Source organism: Clostridium rectalis (assembly GCF_900626095.1).
GTDB classification, from domain to species: Bacteria; Bacillota; Clostridia; order Clostridiales; family Clostridiaceae; genus Clostridium_AS; species Clostridium_AS rectalis.
Window position 1 is genome coordinate 61,594 of record NZ_UYZZ01000008.1, and the last position, 21,317, is coordinate 82,910.

Annotated in this window: 27 protein-coding genes; 3 read left to right on the forward strand and 24 right to left on the reverse strand. The window is 28.6% G+C overall.

The genetic code is table 11. The annotated features are described in order from the left end of the window. Window positions 1-11: 11 nt before the first annotated feature. From EJL03_RS12460 to EJL03_RS12530, 16 genes are all read right to left on the reverse strand, one after another. A complete protein-coding gene (locus EJL03_RS12460; RefSeq protein WP_125154298.1) occupies window positions 12-1,031 on the reverse strand; it encodes a DUF2793 domain-containing protein in 1,020 nt (339 codons plus the stop codon). Window positions 1,032-1,046: 15 nt separating this feature from the next. After that, the gene (locus EJL03_RS12465; protein WP_125154299.1) at window positions 1,047-1,445 is read right to left on the reverse strand and encodes a phosphoglucomutase; all 399 of its coding nucleotides are present in this window, start codon (window positions 1,443-1,445) and stop codon (window positions 1,047-1,049) included. 3 nt (window positions 1,446-1,448) lie between these two features. Next, window positions 1,449-2,507 (reverse strand): baseplate J/gp47 family protein, encoded by a 1,059-nt coding sequence (locus tag EJL03_RS12470; protein ID WP_243108715.1) that lies wholly within the window; start codon window positions 2,505-2,507, stop codon window positions 1,449-1,451. Between the two features lie 31 nt (window positions 2,508-2,538). Further along, window positions 2,539-2,970 (reverse strand): DUF2634 domain-containing protein, encoded by a 432-nt coding sequence (locus EJL03_RS12475; protein WP_125154300.1) that lies wholly within the window; start codon window positions 2,968-2,970, stop codon window positions 2,539-2,541. Continuing rightward, window positions 2,970-3,335: a DUF2577 domain-containing protein gene (locus tag EJL03_RS12480; RefSeq protein ID WP_125154301.1), complete on the reverse strand. Its 366-nt coding sequence runs from the start codon at window positions 3,333-3,335 to the stop codon at window positions 2,970-2,972. Before EJL03_RS12480 ends, EJL03_RS12475 begins: the two co-directional genes overlap by 1 nt. A gap of 6 nt (window positions 3,336-3,341) precedes the next feature. Next, a complete protein-coding gene (locus EJL03_RS12485) occupies window positions 3,342-4,337 on the reverse strand; it encodes an XkdQ/YqbQ family protein (protein WP_125154302.1) in 996 nt (331 codons plus the stop codon). Next, a complete protein-coding gene (locus EJL03_RS12490) occupies window positions 4,334-4,939 on the reverse strand; it encodes a LysM peptidoglycan-binding domain-containing protein (RefSeq protein WP_125154303.1) in 606 nt (201 codons plus the stop codon). The genes EJL03_RS12485 and EJL03_RS12490 overlap by 4 nt, the downstream gene beginning before the upstream one ends. A 15-nt stretch (window positions 4,940-4,954) precedes the next feature. After that, window positions 4,955-6,505: a hypothetical protein gene (locus EJL03_RS12495; protein WP_125154304.1), complete on the reverse strand. Its 1,551-nt coding sequence runs from the start codon at window positions 6,503-6,505 to the stop codon at window positions 4,955-4,957. Between the two features lie 34 nt (window positions 6,506-6,539). Further along, the gene (locus EJL03_RS16110; RefSeq protein ID WP_164509075.1) at window positions 6,540-6,716 is read right to left on the reverse strand and encodes a hypothetical protein; all 177 of its coding nucleotides are present in this window, start codon (window positions 6,714-6,716) and stop codon (window positions 6,540-6,542) included. Window positions 6,717-6,739: 23 nt separating this feature from the next. Then, the gene (locus EJL03_RS12500) at window positions 6,740-7,159 is read right to left on the reverse strand and encodes a phage tail assembly chaperone (protein WP_125154305.1); all 420 of its coding nucleotides are present in this window, start codon (window positions 7,157-7,159) and stop codon (window positions 6,740-6,742) included. An 85-nt stretch (window positions 7,160-7,244) separates the two neighbouring features. Beyond that, window positions 7,245-7,682, reverse strand: coding sequence for a phage tail tube protein (locus tag EJL03_RS12505; RefSeq protein WP_125154306.1), 438 nt, complete (start codon window positions 7,680-7,682; stop codon window positions 7,245-7,247). A 14-nt stretch (window positions 7,683-7,696) separates the two neighbouring features. Next, on the reverse strand, window positions 7,697-8,776 hold the full coding sequence (locus EJL03_RS12510; protein WP_125154307.1) for a phage tail sheath subtilisin-like domain-containing protein: 1,080 nt from the start codon (window positions 8,774-8,776) through the stop codon (window positions 7,697-7,699). Then, on the reverse strand, window positions 8,776-9,222 hold the full coding sequence (locus tag EJL03_RS12515; protein WP_125154308.1) for a phage tail terminator family protein: 447 nt from the start codon (window positions 9,220-9,222) through the stop codon (window positions 8,776-8,778). Before EJL03_RS12515 ends, EJL03_RS12510 begins: the two co-directional genes overlap by 1 nt. An 11-nt stretch (window positions 9,223-9,233) precedes the next feature. After that, window positions 9,234-9,623 (reverse strand): hypothetical protein, encoded by a 390-nt coding sequence (locus tag EJL03_RS12520; RefSeq protein ID WP_125154309.1) that lies wholly within the window; start codon window positions 9,621-9,623, stop codon window positions 9,234-9,236. Window positions 9,624-9,979: 356 nt separating this feature from the next. After that, window positions 9,980-10,501: a hypothetical protein gene (locus EJL03_RS12525; RefSeq protein ID WP_125154310.1), complete on the reverse strand. Its 522-nt coding sequence runs from the start codon at window positions 10,499-10,501 to the stop codon at window positions 9,980-9,982. Window positions 10,502-10,546: 45 nt separating this feature from the next. Next, window positions 10,547-10,738, reverse strand: a complete 192-nt coding sequence (locus EJL03_RS12530; RefSeq protein ID WP_125154311.1) for a helix-turn-helix transcriptional regulator — start codon at window positions 10,736-10,738, stop codon at window positions 10,547-10,549. A 170-nt stretch (window positions 10,739-10,908) separates the two neighbouring features. On the opposite strand from EJL03_RS12530, the gene EJL03_RS12535 reads away from it, so the two are divergent. Further along, window positions 10,909-11,289: a helix-turn-helix domain-containing protein gene (locus EJL03_RS12535; protein ID WP_125154312.1), complete on the forward strand. Its 381-nt coding sequence runs from the start codon at window positions 10,909-10,911 to the stop codon at window positions 11,287-11,289. A gap of 166 nt (window positions 11,290-11,455) precedes the next feature. Beyond that, window positions 11,456-11,596, forward strand: coding sequence for a hypothetical protein (locus EJL03_RS16115; protein WP_164509076.1), 141 nt, complete (start codon window positions 11,456-11,458; stop codon window positions 11,594-11,596). A gap of 43 nt (window positions 11,597-11,639) precedes the next feature. On the opposite strand, the gene EJL03_RS12540 is transcribed toward EJL03_RS16115, so the two are convergent. The 3 genes from EJL03_RS12540 to EJL03_RS12550 all read right to left on the reverse strand — a co-directional run bounded on the left by EJL03_RS12540 (window position 11,640) and on the right by EJL03_RS12550 (window position 13,683). Beyond that, complete coding sequence (locus EJL03_RS12540; protein ID WP_125154313.1) at window positions 11,640-12,659, reverse strand: LacI family DNA-binding transcriptional regulator; 1,020 nt, start codon at window positions 12,657-12,659, stop codon at window positions 11,640-11,642. Window positions 12,660-12,809: 150 nt separating this feature from the next. Then, window positions 12,810-13,205, reverse strand: coding sequence for an acyl-CoA hydrolase (locus EJL03_RS12545; RefSeq protein WP_125154314.1), 396 nt, complete (start codon window positions 13,203-13,205; stop codon window positions 12,810-12,812). Window positions 13,206-13,245: 40 nt separating this feature from the next. Further along, entirely contained in the window at window positions 13,246-13,683 is a 438-nt protein-coding gene (locus tag EJL03_RS12550; protein ID WP_125154315.1) for a hotdog domain-containing protein, read from the reverse strand. 466 nt (window positions 13,684-14,149) lie between these two features. On the opposite strand from EJL03_RS12550, the gene EJL03_RS12555 reads away from it, so the two are divergent. Then, window positions 14,150-16,132, forward strand: coding sequence for a fructose-1,6-bisphosphatase (locus EJL03_RS12555; protein ID WP_125154316.1), 1,983 nt, complete (start codon window positions 14,150-14,152; stop codon window positions 16,130-16,132). An 85-nt stretch (window positions 16,133-16,217) separates the two neighbouring features. On the opposite strand, the gene EJL03_RS12560 is transcribed toward EJL03_RS12555, so the two are convergent. From EJL03_RS12560 to EJL03_RS12580, 5 genes are all read right to left on the reverse strand, one after another. After that, window positions 16,218-17,567 carry an MATE family efflux transporter gene (locus EJL03_RS12560; protein WP_125154377.1) on the reverse strand — a complete coding sequence of 450 codons (1,350 nt, stop codon included), beginning with the start codon at window positions 17,565-17,567 and terminating at the stop codon, window positions 16,218-16,220. Window positions 17,568-17,783: 216 nt separating this feature from the next. After that, on the reverse strand, window positions 17,784-18,236 hold the full coding sequence (locus tag EJL03_RS12565) for a DUF3887 domain-containing protein (protein WP_125154317.1): 453 nt from the start codon (window positions 18,234-18,236) through the stop codon (window positions 17,784-17,786). Next, window positions 18,229-18,924 (reverse strand): YhfC family intramembrane metalloprotease, encoded by a 696-nt coding sequence (locus tag EJL03_RS12570; protein ID WP_125154318.1) that lies wholly within the window; start codon window positions 18,922-18,924, stop codon window positions 18,229-18,231. Before EJL03_RS12570 ends, EJL03_RS12565 begins: the two co-directional genes overlap by 8 nt. 153 nt (window positions 18,925-19,077) lie before the next feature. Further along, the gene (locus EJL03_RS12575) at window positions 19,078-20,349 is read right to left on the reverse strand and encodes a M14 family metallopeptidase (RefSeq protein WP_125154319.1); all 1,272 of its coding nucleotides are present in this window, start codon (window positions 20,347-20,349) and stop codon (window positions 19,078-19,080) included. A gap of 115 nt (window positions 20,350-20,464) precedes the next feature. Then, window positions 20,465-21,172 (reverse strand): TMEM165/GDT1 family protein, encoded by a 708-nt coding sequence (locus EJL03_RS12580; protein ID WP_125154320.1) that lies wholly within the window; start codon window positions 21,170-21,172, stop codon window positions 20,465-20,467. Between the last annotated feature and the right edge of the window lie 145 nt (window positions 21,173-21,317).

The following is a 21,317-nucleotide window of genomic DNA, read 5'->3' on the forward strand; positions in this document are numbered from 1 at the left end:
GTTATCACCACCTAAAAGGTTCCCCCGTCTACTTCAGATACAGTAAGTTTATCCCCATCGGAACTATCAAAAATAATACTTTTAGAATCTATATTTGCTTTAATACCTGTTAAATCAATTTCTATACCTTTTGACGCTCTGGCCTCTATAGCTGAAGAGGTAACTTTTATTCCATTACCCTGCCCTATTTCCAGGGTAATTTCATCTGCTCTTCCTCCTCCCAAAAGTCCGTTACCTGCCTTTACATTCTGATTAGCTTCTCCACTGCGTACCCACGTACTTCCATTAAATACATAATTCTTTTTTTCGTTATCTACATATAGACTCCATCCTGTGTCTGGTGCATAATATTCCCATGCAACTCCATTATAATGTGCTATTTTATTTTCTTTATCCCCCCATATTCCTTCGCATGAAGTAGGAATTAAATATCTCTCACCTTTAACTGGTGCATTAGGGGGACAATTTAGAATCTTTGATTTTACACTATCTTGCCACTCCAAACCTCTTATAGCATTATATATTTCTGCATTAATCTTTTGGGATGACCATAAATTTATATTAGATACTTTCTCATCTTCAATAACTCTGTGTTCACTTAAATCATTTATATGATCTCTAATTTCTGATGCCGTTGTTGTTTTAGATCCATCTGAGATTTTATTTACCTGACCATTGGTTATATCTGATTTTTTTACTTTAGCAAAAGTTGATCCATCCTTTATATTATCAATACTTCCTCTTAAATCACTAAGTGCCAATGAATTAACTTTATTCCATGTAATTCCTGTATCTATATATAAATAACCTAAATTTTCACCTGAAGTTACATAAAAAAATCGGCCCTTTACCTGAGCATTAGGACGACTTAAATAGGGACCTGACATAACCTTCCCTACAAAAATATTATTTTCCCCATCTCCAATATAAACTTCCTTTGTATCTAAACAAAACCCCATTTCACCTTGTTTTAAAACACCATTATTAAGTTGAGATTTATTGCCTCTTTTTATTTTTATAGTTTGAGCCATTTTATCACCTCCAAATTATTTAAAAGTACCTCCATCAATAATACCGTCACTTTTATAACTTTCTAATTCTATTTGAGTGTTAACTACACTATCTTGTAATTCATTTATATCCTCTGCCTTTACTGTATCTCCTATGGTTTCATAGGTAATATATAACACTTGTTTATTACTAAAAACTTTTATTATTTTTTTCCAAGGAATTTTTGAAGGAGTGGATATAATAAAATTTTCAACTTTTTCACCTGTAAGTTTAGTTCCTGTATATACCCTTATACTTGAGCTACTTATATTGTCATGTTTTAGCTCTCCTTCGTAAAACCCATTATCAAGACTTACTGTTTCCTCAATGACATAAGTATTACCATCTAAATTATTAAGTTTAGTTGTAAACCTATCTATATTTTGTGGGTACAAACTTTACACCCCCAAGTCTACACTTTCTAATAATGGTATTTCTTCTTTTTTTAATCCTATATTAATTACATCCTTATTTATAGTTAATGAACTGTAATCTATAACACCTGGAGTATTTAAAAGTATATTACCTATTTTTGCTATACTTATATAAGATAATTGAAAAGCTACATCCTTAAAGTACTTATCTACAAGTTTTATGAATTCATTATTAACTTTTGCTATACTAAATCCACCTGCCAATTTAATTTTTGCAGATATATTCAGTTTCTTTTCTAAAGCACCTTCTACTTTTACTTCAGATCCTATAGGTCTTTTTTCCTCTATATATTTATTAACTTTTTCCTTTAATATTTCTGTAGGTTTTCTTTTATTTCTATCTACAATCACAATTTTCACTGTTCCTAATCCATTCCAAAGTGGAAATACTTTTGCATCGCCAACTCCATCTACTTCTAATGCCCACTGTTTATAATGGTTAGCATTACCTGATGTAATTGGTTTTTGTATTTTATCCAAATATCTATTACACAAGTTTTCATTGTTCTCTATGTCCATTCCACCCTCTGTTGCTTCTTTGTTTATAACTTCAAGTACACCTGTAATTAAAGAAGGCAACTCACGTATAACTCCTCCAGGCACTATATATCTTGCCCCTATTTCTATTGCTTTTATAGGAATATCTATACTATTTCCCACTATAGTCTTATCTTCTAAAGTTTCAAATTGCAATCCTGACTCTGTTTGCACTAAGGTTCCCTTTGGAATGAAAGTATTTTCTATACCCTTAAAAGTTACCTTTCCTGTGGCATACGTCCCGTTTTTTCTGTATACTCCACTTTCTAACGCTCTAAGCTCTATTTCTTTATCATATTCATTTTCCACAGCTGTTTTAATAAATACTCTATTTAATATTTCATCTAATTGAAGCTTGATTTCAGCTATTTCTTGACTAACTGGTGAAAGAATATCATAAAAAAAAGATCCCTCTGATTTATCTAAATCATTTGGTACCTTTTCAAGCATTCTATCTCTTATTTCTATATCTGATTCTTTATACAATAAACATTTCACCTCCTATTTTAAATTTAAACTACAATTCTATATTTATTTCATCATAAACTGTATTTACTGTAACTATCATATCAACCCTTAAACCATCTAAAGTAACTTCTAATTCAGGTACATCTATTATATAAGGATTTATGAGTAGACATTCTTTTAAATACCTTTTAGCTTCACTTTTCAAGGCCTCTTTAGACAGACCTTTACCTATTAGATTATCAAACTCATGCCCATACTGAAAAGAATAAGCTAAATACCTATATCTTGGAGTGCTTAAAGCCTTATAAATCCATACCTTTAAAGCTTCTTTTCCTTCTAATACTTTAATTTTTCCATCTATATATATAAACTTATTCTCTTTAAAGTCCCAAGCAAATTCTTTAAATAATGGCAATTTACTTTCCTGCATATTCTCATATATGCCTTTCATATCCACATTTATTTCTGGCAATACACCCATTATAGTGACACCACCTTTGCAAGTATAATATAAGTCTGTCTATCTTCTGTAGGAATTATTGCTATTTTATCATTCTTTTCTAAACTATTTTTAAAAATAATTTCTCCATCTTTTATGCCAATTTCACTAATAGAATATTTTTCTGCTTTTCCTTCTCCTATGCATAGTGGAATATTTATTTTTCTTTTGTAATTTTTTATTAAATGTTCAGCTATAATAAAATTATCTTTAGTAAGTTGTAATTTACCCACTTCTACTACTAAAGGTTTATCCGATAAAACTTTACCAATTTGAATAGAGGGAGGGTTGTAAGCCGCTCCCTTTACCTTCATAAGATTAACTAACTCAACAAATGGATCTTGCATAGCTTATCACTCCTCCCTAATATCCATTTTATTTTCATAATTTAAAGTAAGCTGCATAGTATATTTTCCTGTAGCAACCTCAAAAGTATGTGTATCAGAGTCTATATAAAGTATATTGTTTTGTAAATTATTTAAATAAAAAACCTTAGTGTTAACTGCATAACCAGTTCTGCAATTCCAATTTCCTAAACACTGTACAGTTAAATTTCTATCTACTCCATGAAGCATAGTTTTAGCAGCACTATAAGGGTTAGTATTCTCTTCCTTTTGATAAGTTCGTTGCATTATGCCGTAATAAGGAAATAAATTTGAATCTTCAACTTTACCTACAAATTTTCCATTTTCATCATATATCAATACCCTGTTTACCATTTCACTCATACTATCTGAAAAATCTAATGACAAAACATTGTTTGTAACTGGGTTATTAGTCGTACTTTGAATTACGAAATCTGTTACAACGGATCCCTTTTCTATTATACTTACTTTAGTATCCTCAGCTACAGGAATATACATTTTACCATTCCTTTTATAAATCTGTGTATATATCTCCATAATAGCTTCGTAAGCACTTTTATCTGTTATGAGCCTTGTTATAGGAATATTAACTTTAGGAATCTTATTGCATTTGATACCTAAGTCTGTAATAACTTTTTCCACAGCTCTAAAAGATGGCATTTTATTAAAATTATAAGTAACAGTATTTTGAAGTAGATAAATAAGGTAATCATAGGCAGTAAATTGTATTTCCTGACCAGTAGAGCTTAAACTTCTATCAAATACAATTCCAGAAAAAATATTCATACCATTTAAAAATACCCAGACCTTTGTACCTGGATTTATTTGAGTTTTAACATGATTTTTATCAAAAATGCTGTAAAGTATATTTATCTGTAAAGTTCTAGCACATTGATCTCTATCCCCTGAAATGGATATAGATTTACAAAATGGGGTTATATCTGTAATATTTTTTTTATTATATTCAGTATAAATTTTAATCATAAATAAAGCATTGTTCCTATTTTTATAGCTTTGGGATTTTTTATGCCATTTTTTTTTGCTAAGTAATCCGCCTTATTTCCATCTCCATACCACCATTTTGCAATCTTTCTTAAACTATCTCCTGACTTTACAATATACACCTTTGGTACACTCTTAGTTCCACTTCTTTTAGCCCCTTTACAACTTCCATTTACTGCTTGTACTGTTGAATTTATTTTTTTAAATTCTCTAAACTCTATAGTGTAATATACATCTCCAGTACCATCTTTTTCTCCATAGGTAAAGTTTTCTATATAAAATAAATTATTTATTTCTGTATCCGTTATAATAAGCCTTATTTGCCCTTTTTTCATTATTTCTTTAACTATTTTTATACACTCATAGGGCTTTGGAAAATTATGATGCTGACAGAAATCATAATCTTGATTTGGGAAAAAACTTCTTAAACTAATTGAGTCAAGTTTTTGTTTTCCTAAAATATTTATTTCTCCCATGCTTTCTACCACAACAGTGGTATTTAAATTTCCAGTGGAAACTTCAAAACTTTCAGGAGGGACCGGAAGTTGAAAGTTAATGCTATCTTGTTTTAACCAAAATTCCATAAAATACACCTCCCATTAAGCCATATTTAAACCAGTATTTTTCAATTTTCTAGCTAAAGTATTAGCTATTTTGTCAATGTCTGCATCTTCCCTTACAACTATTGTATCTGCTAATTTAGGAATGCTTATATTTGATCCTGTCATATTTTTAGATGTTCTATTGTCAAAGACCTGGGATCCACTAGGAAGATCTATTAGTTCTGGACCATTTTCTCCAACCCAAGTAAGTCCACCTCCCCAAAAACTAGTTCCAAGAGCATTTTTACCTGCTTTACCTATGCCTGTAAATTTAGCAATAAAATCAAAAGTTCCTTTTATAGGATTTTCAAAAAATCCTGTTATTTTATTCCAAACATCCATTATAGTGCTAGCAAACTTGCTAACTATATCAATTATCTTTTCAATTATAGGACTTATACTTCCTATGGCTTTCTTTATTGGTTCTACAATTGGTTCAATCTTTGATTTTATTCCTCCCCAGTTTTCCGTCCAAGCTTTATACAATAATACTACTACTGCTATAATAACAGCAATAGCAGCCCCTATAGGATTAGTTAATATCATAGAAAATACCTGTCCTATAGATTTCATAATCCCCCCAGAAGCTAATTTAGATATTTTAAGAATATCTTTAAAACCTTTTATTACATTACCACTGAATTTTTTTAAAATTCCACCACTTTTCTTAATTTGACCAGTTCCTTTACTTGCCTTAAAAACTTTTCCTATATCAACTTTTGTCTTTTTAATCGTATTAAGTGGATTTTTCATTGCTGCATTTTTACCTGCCTTTTTAGAAGCCCCTTTATATTTTTCACCTATTGTACCTATGATTTCACTGGTTGCTCCAGTAGGGTTTTTTTGTGATTTTCTCTTATTTTTTCCCTTACTATTATTCTTTCTTTTACCTTTACCCTTAAGTTCCTTTTTATCAAGACCTAAGTTTTTAAATTGCTTTGTATAATCCCCAGACTTTCCTGAATTTATTTCAATTATACTCTCTATAACTTCCTCAAAATTTGTACCTGTGGCTGCTGAAGTATCCTGTGCTGTTGATATTAACTTTTTATAATCCAATCCATGTTCCCTGGCTTTTGCAATTCCCTTTATAATCTCCTCATCATTTACTGAAGAGTTCTGACTTTTAATCCATTCAAGTGCATTTTTAGCGCTACCCTTATCCCCTAAGATATCAGTTAATGTATCTGTATTATCCTCATCTACGGAAGACATAATACTTTTATAAATATTTTTCATGTTTTCTATTCCATCTAAATTTCCAAAAATATTTTTTGAATCCTCCCCATTACTTTTGACTTCTAAAGCAATGGAACTATTCTCTTCTAATTCTTTTAATGTGTCTACTATTTCTTTAATGCTTTTAAGACTTTCTTCTGTATTAACTTTAATTTCTGTTTCTACCTTAGTTGAAGATAAAATCTCTAACTTGTCTTTTACTTTATCTATTTCATTTCTAAATTCATATGTTCTACTTATAATTTGTTGTAAAGATTCTATATATTCACTGTTATCCAGGGTCATTTTTACACTTAATTCTCTGTCCATAATTTCACCTCCCTTTTAAGGGATAAATATATTTTTATAGTATACTTACAGGTAATATTGGAACTTCCCTCTCTTGCAACTCTTTTATATCCTTGTATCTTTCCTCTTGCTCTTTCATAATAAAAGATTTAAGTATCAATTTATTACCTATACTCATATTCCAATAATCTGATGGGTTACATATTCTTTTTGTTTTCCAAAGATAATACATAATCCTTATTTCCCCATCAGATTCTATGAGTTTTTTATTTCTTCAATAACCCCTTTGCCAAATCCACTTAACTCATTTATTTCTTTATACAATGCTGCAATTTCTCCCGGTTTATCATTAAACATAGTCTCCAATAATTCTATAGGTGTATGGGTTTTAAAATGCTCTATAAGTTCCTTTGATTTTAAATCTGGTTCCTTTATTCCCTCTAAAACAGTCAATAATTGAATTTTATTAGTATCTATATTATTTATTTCGTCATCCTCTAAAGATACACAACTTTCCTGAATAGAATTATATATAGACATTGGCACTGCCTGTAATGTAAAAATTATATCCTCTCCTAGTGCCTCACTTAAACTCTTTATTTTAACCTTCCTTGTAGGTCTTTTTATTTTACTCACATCCGATTTTAATAATAAATCAATAGCATTTTTATTCATATAAATCCTCCTAATTTTTAGTTTATAAATTATATTATAACTATTTAATTTTTCTATTAATTAAACCTATAAAAATAGAACCAGATTACATCTCTGGCTCTATCCAATCGTATATCTCATAATCTGAAAAAGTAAAAGGCATACTATCCTCTATTATTTTTTTGGCTTCCCATCCAGCTAATTTAACTTCATCAAAAATAGCATCCTTTATTACTATTCTCTCTGCTCCTAAACTATCTGGATCTGATAATTTTGACATTATTGTACAAACTACCATTCTTCCTTCTTTTATTGAATCCGCTAATTTTTTGATCATTCTTGAATTTACTTTATGCATTTTTAAAGTTCCCTTACCCTCAAAACCTGTAATCTTATATTTTTTACCCATAGATTTACACATCTTAACTTCTTCTTTTGTTAAAGTAACCTTTGCCTCTAGTGCTGTTACTTCTCCTATATACTCTCCATCTATCCAGCATTCTCCATGAGTTCCTGATATAGTTTTTTGTGCATCATAAGCCATATTATATTACCTCCTTAAATTGAAACATTTATATTAAAGTCTTCCATAGCATCTGTCCATTTCAAATTTGTTGCTATAAAAACTTTATCTTTAGTATTAGCTTCTTTTATTTCCTGTTCTCTCATCTCACTTACATCAAAACCTATAGATCTTAAAAAAGCCTTTTGAGCATATACATCTACAAAAACTTTATTATAATTTATAGAGGAATCATCAAGTAGTCTTTCCAATGCCAATTCATCATTATAAGCTTGTATAGCTGTAATAAGTAAAATTTTATTATCGTAACTATTAGAATACTTTCCTAGATAATTGTCTTCTACTGTTCTTTTTACATCATCATGCCACATATCATTTTTATCTACTATTAATATTTTTTTAAAATCTGCACCCTTTTCCTGAGTTATAGTAACTAAACTATTTATAGCTCTTCCAATTTTTATTTTTTCACCATCATTAATTAATATAAGTTGTCCTTCATCAATATTTTTATCAAATTCCTCCTTAGTTAAATGTGGTACTTCATAAACTTCTGGTAATGGAAGGTACGTAGCACTCATAGTCAGTGGTGTGCCAGCTAAAGCTCCTGCAATTCTTCCACAATACTCACTAGAGTTATAAACCTTTTCCTTTACCTTTATATCATCTGTAGAAAAATTAATTATCCCCTCATAATCTGCTGCAGTATGAGGTAATACCGCTTTTACCTTTTTATCTTTTTTATCTCTAAGGGTTTTTATCCAAGTAACTATATTACTACAGTCTTCTTTAGATATATCTGGTATTGCTAAATAGTCCCATTTAATGTTTTCCAAATAATTTTGAGCTTCTTTATAATCCACTGCTTCAGTTGGTAAAATATATACTATAACTTTTTTAGGTGCTTTAACTCCTCCTAAAAAAGCTAACTCTATTTGTTCTTTGTTTTTCTTAGATAGTTCTGATGGAATATCTTTAACATCTGTTATTGTAATGTAGCTTTTTTCAAAATTTAAAGTATCTTTAATTATTAATGCTACAACTCCTCTTTCTCCTCGCTTCACAACACTTGAAGCTTTTGTTTTAAAAACTATGTTTATATTAGGTAATCCCATTAAACTCCACTCTCCCTTATGTTAACTTTTTTCATCACCTGGATATCCTTATGTTGCCTATACCATTTTTCCTTTTCAAATCCAATTTTATTTAAGGTAATCTGCATAAATATATCTTTATCCTGTGTATAATCTACAGTAATGTCCTTTATACTTATTTTTTCATCTTCAACTTTTATGAATAAATTTAAAAATAATTTTTTTAATCTTTCCATAACCTCTATTTGTTCTAATCTTTTATATAGAGCTTTAGGATCTACAAAATACATTATTTGTATTGTTGTATTTTCCTCATACGTCCATTTGCTTCTTTCTTCTTGTTTATTACTTATAATGTAAATAAAAAAAGAAGGAGCTTTTATGCCTTCTTTCATCTCTTCAATATAAGTTGGATATTCAAATTCCCCATTTATCTTTTCACATATTTTCATAAGCAATTTTTTCATAAATTCACCTACTATTTAAGCTTATCTAATAAACCATTCATATAACTACTTAATTCTTTCAAAATCAAAAATTTAGAGTTTTTAATTCCTTTTTCAATGAAGTGATTTCCTGGTATAAATACATCCCTGTTATTTAAAACATCATGAATTACATAACCATTATTAATTTTTCTAGCATCTTCTACATCTATTGATATTTCAATGGAATTTTCATTTAAAAAATCTAATTTAAAATTAGCATTTTTAATTTCACTTGGCATAAGCTTTTTAACGCTATCTTCTATTATTCTTGCTGATTTTTTTAACTCTAATATTTTTCCCTTTGATTTAACTTGATCTAAATGTTTTTCTAAATCTCTTTCAAATGATTTATATTCATCTACTTTAAAACACTCAACCATAAATTTAACTCCTTTTAATTTTTATAAGTTAAATTTTATAACTACATTCAATTTAACCACCTCCTATAATTTTAAAGCTTAAGATAATTTTTATAAAAACAAATACCCTTAGCTGTCTTTTCTCCTAATTAACTCAATAATTTAATTACTAAAAAAGACATTCATAAAATCAATAAAAAATAAAAGCACATACCTAAAATAAATATTTTCTCTATAGTTATAGTTTTATTATCTGAACTGTTTACTAAAAAGAAACATATTTTAAAGATAGTGCTTTTGTTTTTTTATAATCTTTGACAATACTATAGTAACACAGATTCTTTAGTGATTTGTCTTATGTTAATCTCACTTTTGTCTTACTCTTTATTTTTTATTCCTATTAACTCCCCCATATAACATATTAAACTATCCTTCTTTCTATATGCCGTAGCTCTTGACATATTAAAAATCATAGATATTTGATCTATAGATTTATTTTCTCCATACTTATATCTTAAAAATTTTCTATCATCTTCTTCTAATAGGTTTATATTATAATTAATATCCTCCACTTGTTCCTCTAATTCTCTTATCCTAGTATGTAGTTTTAATATCTTTTGTTTTTTATATACTAATTCTCTTTCCAATTTTTCTATAGCTCTTATAGCTTCCTTCTCTGCATAACTTGTATTATCATAAGAAATTTGAACCTTTTCTCCATAATATATGCTTCTACTTTCCTCTCCTAAAGTGATATTAGTATGACATATATCCTTTTCTATTTCTTCCTTTTGTTTCCATAATATTAATACCTTACTTTTTAATCTTTCTATATTCTTCAAATAATAATAGTATCTATATACCAACTTTTCTGTCTTCTTTAAAATTTCTTTATTCATAACCTTTCCCCCATTATACATTAGTAAACATTTAGTTTACCTAAATTACAAAAAAATTTCTTCTATAGTTAAATTGAATTCATTTGCTATAATTTTTGCCTCCTCTAAAGAAAAAGGAATTTTCCCATTCTCTCTTCTATTATAAGAACTTCTAGATAACTCTATTATCTCGCCCATCTCCTTTTGAGTAAGTCCATTTAAAATTCTATATGCTTTTAACATCTCATATTTTTTCATATTAATCCCTCCTAATCTTTGTAAACTTTACGTTGACTTTATTATAGTAAACATATTGTTTACTGTCAACAGTTTTTATAATTAAAGTTATGAATAATATTCATTAAGTTGACAATAATTTTAAAAGGTAAACATTTAGTTTATAATATAACTATGTAGGTGGTGATATTATGTGTGAATTAAAAGATAGAATTAAACAGGAAAGATTAAAAAGAGAATTGAGTCAACGAGAGCTAGCAAAAATAATGAATGTATCTAAACAAACCATATCAAATTGGGAAAATGGTAACAGGGTACCTGATGTGTTAACATTAAAAAAATTAGCGGATTATTTTAATGTTTCTACAGATTATCTTCTCTGTAGAACAGACCATCCCCAGGGAATGATACAAAATACCACTATAGATGGAAATAATATTGAACTTGAACTTGATAGAACAATTTTTCCTAATGGATTAACTTACGAAGAAGTGATGGAAAAATTAAAAGCCCTTGAAAAATTAGAAAAAGCCGGATTTAAATTCAATCCTAATATATACAATGATAAGTGATCTAATGGTACTGGGTAAAACTATCTCAGTACCTCTTTAATTTTCTACTCTATTTCCAATTTATTCTATATACTTAAAAAACCTTTTCCATTTTCCCAATTATTATGGTATAATTTAATCAAACTTAGAACATATGTTCGATTATTATTTAAAAGGGGATGTCTAAATGGACTTAAACGGAATATTTGCTATAAAAATAAATGGTGAAGTTGTATATAAGAATAATTTTTTAAAAACAAATACTAAAAAAGATGCCATTTCAAAATACCCTACAAATTATAAAACTATAACATCTAATAATAAATAAATTTATATATGTAGTGAAGAGTACGATAACTTACAACTAATTTTTAACACCTTCCCTCTTCACTTTTAGCTCTTTTTCTAACTGTACTTCTTATAGCTAATTTAGGTTGCAAAGTAACATTTTCACAAAACTTATCATTATTTTCTATTTTTCTAAGTATCATATCTGCAGCTAATGTACCCATATTATATTTAGGTTGTATAACAGAAGTTAAAGATATCTCTTCAAGTTTAGCAAAGGAAATATCATCAAATCCAACTATGCCAACTTCATCTGGTATTTTAAATCCAAGTTCTCTTAATGCCTGCATTGCTCCTAAGGCTATTAAATCATTTACTGCAAAAATTCCGTCTATATCCTTATAGTTTGTAAAAATTTCTTTTGTTATTTCATAACCGGATTCTCTTGTAAAACTTCCTCCTACTATTAATTCATCTTTTATTTCTATATTAAATTCGTTTAAGGCCTTTTTATATCCATTTAACCTTTCCTTAGTAGATTTAATATTATTTTTATCCCCAATATATAATATATTCTTATATCCATTAGCAAGTAAATGTTTTGTAGCTATATATCCCCCTTGAAAATCATCTATTCCTATAAAATTTTCATTTTCATATCCACTTTTTATACATAATGTTACTAGAGGAATCTCTATATTATTAATTAGTTCTGTGTTTTCTCCACCTACTGGAGCCCATATAATACCATCAACCTTTTTACTTATAAGAAGTCTCATATATTCCTCTTCTCTTTTTACTTTCCCATTTGAGTTACATAAAAAAACATTGTAGCCTTTTTTGCTTACAGTATCCTCTATTCCAAGTTCTATTTCTGGATAAAAAGGATTTGTTATATCTGGAATAATAATGCCTATGGTATTAGTTTTATTTGTTACTAAACCTCTAGCTATAGCATTAGGTGTATAATTCATAGCTTTTGCTGTTTCACATACTAACCTTTTTGTTTTCTCACTAATATCACTACTATTATTTAAGGCCTTTGATACAGCTGCTACAGATATATTAAGTTTTTCTGCAATATGTTTTAAAGTAGTTGCCATAATTTTTCTTCCTTTTCTTTTTTATTTTAAATAATATTATTTCTTTTATAATATCATATGAAAACAAAATTTCCCATAATAAAAAGAAGGTATTGACACATAAGTTCAATACCTTATCTTTATATAAATGAACTAATCCTCGCTTTTTAGTTATATTTCATAAACTGCAAAGGTTTCTGTTGTCATAACTGGGTCTTCTAATACATTAACAGCCGAGTTCTGAGTTGCTACCTTTGCATTTTCTGCTATTTTAAATGCTCTTGACTGTATTTTTAATTTATTGCCACAAACTCCTGTAATCCTACCAACTACTTCTATAAAATCTCCCGAATAAGTAGGAGCTGTAAAACTTATTTTATCATATTTTTTACATTCTCCACCATTGCCAGCATACATTGCACATAAATTAGTTGCCACATCTCCCATATATTCTATTGTTTTTGAACCATTAACTAATTCTCCTGCATAGTGCGCATCTCCTGCTGATATACGTACACGTATCATAGCTTCATAGTTTTTATCTGGCTTAACAAATATTTCTGCCATTTAAAGCACCCCCAATATTTTTTTACATTAAATTTTTTAATTACTCCCATTTATTCTTAACTATTCCGTCTGGTTGAACACCTCTTTGAAGAGGTTTTTTAACTACTAATGTTCCCGTTGCTTTTGCAACAAGTACTGGAGGATCTAGTATATCGATTTCATTTGCCCCAGCCTCTGGTTTTCCATTAAGTTTTGCTGGAGTAGCTACTTTATAAGTTTCAAATTCACAAGTACGTGAGCTATTGCCTAATTTAACAATACGTCCTCTACATTCTATATAATCACCTTCATAAACAGGAGCTAAAAATTCTACATCTTTATATCCTAAAAATAATGATTCATCTCCATCTTGTAATACACAAAGTTCAGTTCCAACATCTCCATAAATGTCTAGATGCTTATTAGGTTGTACAACTCCTCCTAAATAATGTGCATCCTCTGGATTCATTCTATACCTTAGTACAGATTCTCTTACCATAAAAGGCACCTCCCAATTTTTTAACTTATTGTAGGACTTCTTTGCCTCCCTACACTAGTAATTATATGTTCTACTTTAGGAAATATTTGTAAGATATTAATAATACAGAAAAATTTTTATCCCCATTTTTTTACACTAATTACCTGATTATTATGGAATATTTTCCTTTAAACTTATGTTAATTGATTATTATCTTTATTCTTATAGTATTTTGTAACAATTTAATTTTATTATCATATTATAATTAAGTATTCTAAATTTTCTTAAATTTTACTTTGATTAATATTCCACTTATAATATGTTATAAGTAAATTTATTACTTGTATTTATAGAAATAGAGTATGCTATTTAAATAAAGTATAGCTTATTTCTATATTATTATAAATATATGTGGATTTTATATTATTTTTGCTATATAATATATATTGTGTTCTTTAGGAATATGGAAGGAGAATGTGCTATACCCATGACGTTGTATGATGAAAATAACCTTAATATTATTAAAGAGGATCTAAGATACTTAAAACTTTTAGCTACTAAATATCCTACAATATCCTCTGCTAGTACAGAAATTATAAATTTGCAAGCAATATTAAATCTCCCAAAGGGAACAGAACACTTTATAAGTGACATACATGGGGAGTATGAATCATTTACCCATATGCTGAAAAATGCATCTGGTGTAATAAAGCGTAAATTGGATGATATATTTGGTACTGCTCTTATGGAAAATGAAAAAGCAAGTTTAGCAACTTTAATTTATTATCCAGAAGAAAAACTAGAGCTTTTAAAAGAGAGAGGCCAAAATTTAGAAGAATGGTATAAAGTTACGTTATACAGGTTAATTCAAGTATGTAAATCAGTTTCTTCAAAATACACCCGCTCTAAAGTAAGAAAAGCTTTACCTAAAGATTTTGCATATATAATAGAAGAACTTTTAAACGAACAGGCTGATAGGGTTAATAAACAAGAATACTATACAGGAATTATTAATACTATAATCGATATTGGATGTGCAAATTCTTTTATAGTTGCACTATCTAAAGTAATTCAAAGACTTGTAGTGGACAGACTTCATATTATAGGGGATATTTATGATAGAGGTCCTGGCGCAGAAATAATTATGGATGCACTTATAAAACACCATTCATTAGATATACAATGGGGAAATCACGATATTTTATGGATGGGAGCTGGTTCTGGTTCAAAGGCTTGTATAGCAAATGTTTTAAGAATAAGTTTAAGATACGCTAATTTATCTACTATAGAAGATGGATACGGAATAAATCTTTTACCTTTAGCAACCTTTGCAATGGATGTTTATGGGAAAGATCCTTGCAAAAGTTTTATTCCTAGAACTTTAGACAAAAACTTAAGTTATAATGAAGTAGCCTTATTTTCAAAAATGCATAAAGCTATTTCCATTATTCAATTTAAACTAGAGGGCCAAAAGGTTAAAAGAAGACCTGAATTCAAAATGGATTATATGCTATTATTAGATAAAATTAATATAGAAGACGGTACTGTAGGTGTGGGAGGTAAAAAGTATAAGTTAAACGATTTAAACTTTCCTACTGTAAATCCAAATGATCCTTATAACTTAACTAAGGAAGAGGAAACATTGATAGAAAAACTAAGAGTTTCCTTTGTAAATAGTGAAAAACTCCAAAGACACATACGATTTATGTATAGTAAAGGAAGTTTATATTCTTTATATAATTCAAATTTACTTTTCCATGGTTGTATTCCTTTAAATAAGGATGGTTCATTTAAAGAATTATCTATTGAAGGAAATGTTTATAGCGGTAAAAGCCTCCTAGATGCTTTAGATCGTTATGCAAGAGAAGCTTATTTTTATAAAAATGATATTACTGTAAAAAATTACGCTATGGATGTTATGTGGTATTTATGGTGTGGACCAATTTCCTCTTTCTTTGGTAAAGATAAAATAACTACATTTGAAAGATATTTTATTGATGACAAAGAAACTCATAAAGAAGAAAAAAATTACTACTATAAATATAGAGATGATGAAGAATTATGCAATAGAATATTTGAGGAGTTTAATCTAGATCCAAAAACGTCACATATAATAAATGGGCATATACCTGTTAAAACCAAGGATGGAGAAAGCCCTATAAAGGCTAATGGTAAACTTTTAGTTATAGATGGGGGATTTTGTAGAGCTTACCAGCCTGAAACAGGTATAGCAGGATATACTTTAATATACAACTCCTACGGTTTCCTTTTAACCTCCCATGAACCTTTTGAATCCATAAAAAAGGCCATAGAGGAAGAAAAGGATATTATATCCTCGACGATTATACTTGAAAATTCAGTTACTAGAAAAAGAGTAGCTGATACGGATATAGGTAAAGAAATTTCTAAACAAATAAAAGACTTAGAAAAATTACTTGTAGCTTATAGAAAAGGTTTAATCGAAGAATGAGGACGCGAAACGTTAATTAAGGCTAAATAGGGTAAAGGGTCTATGTAAAAATAATTTTAAAAGTTGTTTTCACATAGACCCTTTTTTATACTTTAGTTTTTAATAATTTCATATCTTTATATAAAAATACCCCTGTTAGTGTTGCAGATAGAACATCAGATATAGGTCCTGCCATCCATACACCATCTAATTTTAATATAGGTGGCAATATTAAAAGAATTGGAATTAATACTATAACCTGTCTTGAAAGACTTAATACTATAGCTATTTTAGCCTTTCCAATAGCTTGAAAATAATTTGAACTTATTATTTGGAACCCTATTATTGGTAAAGCTATCATATCTATTCTTATACCATGAACACTTATTGCTATAAGCTCTGCATCCTCTTTATTAAAAATACTTATTAATGCTTTAGGGAATAATTGTATTATTATAAATCCAAAGGTAGCTATACAAACCCCTGCAATTATAGCAAGCTTTAAAGCTTTTTTTACCCTTTTATATTGTTTTGCACCATAATTATATCCTATTATAGGTTGAGCTCCTTGGTTTATTCCAAATATAGGCATGAAGAATAGCATTATTATACTATTTATTATTCCCATAGCACCTACTGCTAAATCCCCACCATACTTAATTAAACTAGTATTGTACAAAGTAGTAACTATGCTTGAAGCTAATTGCATAAAAAATGGGGACATACCTATAGAAAATATGGTTTTTACAGTATGTATATTTAGTCTTAAATTTTCCTTTTTAAATTTTAATATACTTCTCTTACTAAGGAAATAATAAATAACCCAAACAGAAGATATTCCTTGAGAAATAATAGTGGCTATAGCAGCTCCCCTTACTCCCATATTAAACCCAAAGATTAATATAGGATCTAAAATGGTATTCATTATAGCACCTATTATCATAGTTATCATGGCAATTTTAGGACTTCCTTCCGCCCTTATTATATTATTCATACCAAAACCTATATTTTGAAGTAATGCTCCACCTATTATATATTTCATATAATTTCTAGCATAAGGAAGTGTAACATTACTAGCACCAAAAACTTTTAAAATACTATCTAAAAAAGCAAGTCCCACAATACTTATAATTAAAGATATCATTACATCCAGCACAATAGCATTTCCTAATATTTTTTCTGCCTCTTCTTTTTTCTTTTCTCCAAGCTTTATAGATACCATAGTAGATGATCCTATACCTATAAGCATAGCAAAAGCCATATTTATTATAGAAAGTGGAAATCCTACTGCTATACCCGATATAGCAATTGACCCTACATTTGGTATATGACCTATAAATATTCTATCTACCATATTATAAAGTGCATTTACTAACATCCCCACTATAGCTGGCACTGAAAATCGCAAGAGTAATTTCCCTATGCTTTCTTCTCCTAATTGCTTAGACCGATCAATATTCTCTTCTCTTAGTTCCTTTACTTCGTCCATATTTTAACCCCCTTTATTTAAATATATAGCTGCATAAAAACTTTGTATTTTTTTGGATTTTAAGTACTTTTGGATTTGCTTAATTATTTCATTATATACATAATTTATTTTATTTTCAATAATTACAAAAATATGTAGCAATTCTTATATTGCTACATATTCCTTACCACTGAAATATTTAACTTATTTTTCTAGATTAGGTGATTTAAAATTTAATCCTTCTACTATTTTATCTTTATTTTTATCTTCGGAAAAAATTATTGTAATTAATACATCTTTTTCTTCTTTGTCATAGACAGATTTGTAAATCACTGTGGTATATGTTTTGTTATTTTTTTTACTATCACTTGCGGATACAAAAGTTTTCTCCTTATACTTTCCTATTTTAGAATTCAACAATGTAACCAATTCTTCAAATTTCTCTTTCGAAATAGCCTTTTTCATTTCTTCACTAAAGTTTTGAGAAAATTTTTCATAGTTTTTCTCCTCTAAACTTTTTATAATATTATCTAGCACTATAGGGGCATAAGATACATTCTTTTCCTCCATTTTCTTACCACACCCACTAAATAAAACTCCCCCTATAACTAATACCCCTATTACCACAATGGCTTTTTTAATGAATTTATTATTCATATAAAATCCCCTCTTTATCAATACTTTTTTTTATCTTTAATAAAATTAACATGGCTATTGCCGCCATTATTAATACATAACTTTCTATTAGAATTAAACTTACATTAGCCTTCTGAAAAATACCTATTGGAGCGTCTACAAATGTATGAAATCCTATGGCATAAAATAAATACTTTTTATTATTATATTTTACACTATAAAGCACTAACATTGTCATACCAATATGAATTATCATAGCTCCAATTCTTTCTATAATACCTAAAGCTAATGTAGATGGATTTAAAGTATAAAAATTTAAAATACAACTAATACCTAAAAATAAAAATGCTTCTATCCCACCATAACCTAGTCCAAATATAACTCCATCTTGCCATTTTAAATTATTTTTCAATAATAATTTAAAAGCTATATACCTACCTACCTCCTCAAAAATTCCCGCTGTTATTCCTAACAAAATTGAATACAATATAAAGTTTGTAACTATAAAAGAATAAAACCAAGGTTTAAATTGTAAATATTTTAAAATAGGTATTCTTAATAAAGGTTGGGTAATAAAAAATACACAAGCCCCTATGGCAAATACCTTCCAACTACTTCCATATTTTTTTATTAAAATAGCCGAAATCATTACGGGAAGTATAGAAGTTATAAGTATTCCTATTATTGATACGAAAACTGATATATTCATAATTCCCTATCCCCTCTGAAATAATTATATTTGTTATATATATATTATAACAGATATAATATTATTTTACTATCCATACTATTTATATAATAAATTGGTGATAAAAATTACTTTAAAGTAATTTTCATCACCATATATCCATAAAAATTTAATTTATACTAGCGCTGCTAAAATCAATAACTCTTCATTATCATTATATATTTTATTAAACTGAGATATGGGAAGAGGGTTTTTCCCAAGACCTACTTCTATAGTATATCCAGGTCTTCTAAAGTCTTGTATAAACCAATCTTTATATCCTGCATAGGAAGCTATTCCATAAGTTTCTGCTAAAGTATATCCGCTTACTCTTGAAAAATTTTCTCCTATTTGTTTTGATTCTGGAGGAGTTAAGTCTTTATACTGCCAATATATTACTTGACCTTGACTATGATAAGCCAATACCAATCTAAAATTATGTGTTCTTGTAAACTTCACTACAGTTTTTGTTTCTGGTTCAGATTCAGGATAAGGTCCAGAATATCTGGTAGGCCCTGGCCCAAAAACACCATACTCTTTTTCCGCATCCTTTGAAAGTTGCCAAGAGGCATTATAATTATGGTTCAAATCTACACCCTTATTATTAGCTTGCCAATCTTTAGAAAAATCTGTACTTCCCTTATTCCATTTAATTAGATCATCATAATATGGGTTAGTTTTCTTTAAACCATTTAATACTAATTCTATTCCATCTGGATTAACCATAGGCATAATATAAATGCTACTTCTCTTCCATACATCCGCTATATTGTAATTTCTAATACTTTTTCCCAATGCATATGCATCTAAAAAATTCTCCGCAAATTTCATTAATAAGGGTGAAGTTATCCATTCTAATGAGTGATGTGCCCCGTTATAAAACACCTCATTAGGTCCAGTACCTAATTTCAAATAGTATAAATTTCTCCCTAAAACACTTTCCCCTGCTATACCTACTGTTAAAAATGGATATCTAATCTTTAAAGCTTCTATATTTCTTTTTAATATGTCATAGGTGTAATTCACATCTGTAGGAACTATGCTCATACCATATGGAACTTTTATTTTTTCTCCTGGTGTTAGATTATAAGGATCAAGCCCAGGATTAGCTATTAATATTTTATACACCTCAGTGTAATACTTATTAGCTATATTTACTAATTTATCCCCAGGTTTAATAATATAAGTATCATATCCCATAAGTAACTTACTAATTAATTTATCAGTCTTCTCATCTATTATACCAGTTTCTGTTAGACCATTTGCCCTTTGAAATTTCTTAACTGCGTTTTCAGTATTTTTTCCAAATATTCCATCAATTTTACCAGGATTAAACCCCACCTTTTTTAATATAGATTGTATTTCCATAACCTCCGTCCCTGTAGATCCTAACTTTAATTCTCTCATAAATTCCTCATTTTTAAAATTATTATCAATACTAGTGTATGGAAAAACTCAGGGAGGGTTAACATCTTTTTCAGTAATTATACTTAAAGATTTATCAATCCTCCCTATAAATTAATTAATTTTCCTCTAATTTTTGGGTAGCATCATTTTTACAGTTTGCTCTTTTCATTTGTCCATGATATGCAAATTTAACTCCAATTAAGTATACTAATACTCCAACTATAATAAAATAAGTAGCGATATATATAGGTGTTAAGAGTGATTCTTTTAAAACGCCATAAAGTGTTAGGGTACCAAATATCATAAATATAATTCCTGCCACCCATTTTATATATACTTCAGGAATGTGTTTACACATCCATGCTCCCCCTATAATTCCAATACCATCAGCTACCATCATACCTACTGTTGTGCCCATTAATATATGTATAGGTTGTTGATACTGTGCTGAAATAGCTATGGTCATAAGTTGAGTTTTATCCCCCATTTCTGCTATAAAAAAGGCAATGGCTACTGTAATAATAGGTCCAAATTTTGTTTTCTTTTCATCTTCCTTATCAACTTTATCCCCTCTAACTGTCCAAAGTCCAAAAATAAGAAAAGATATTGCAGCTGCAATTTTTATATAATCCATAGGAATTAATGCACTTAAATAATTACCAACCCAAACTGCTAAAGCATGATTTAAAATTGTAGCAATAAATACTCCCCAAAGTACATCCTTTACCATATACTTACTTGCAAGAGCCATAGCTAAAAGTTGAGTTTTATCCCCCATTTCAGCTACAACTACAAACAATAATGCTTTAATAAAAGCTGTCATAAATTAATCCTCCTTTTTATTTTGTAACCTTATTAAAAACTATAATTATTATTAGGTTACTTTCTTAAACTATAGTTTTGTAATATATAGATTTTTATCTATTTTGCTATAATTATCGCTACTTTTAGCAAAATAAAAAAGACTT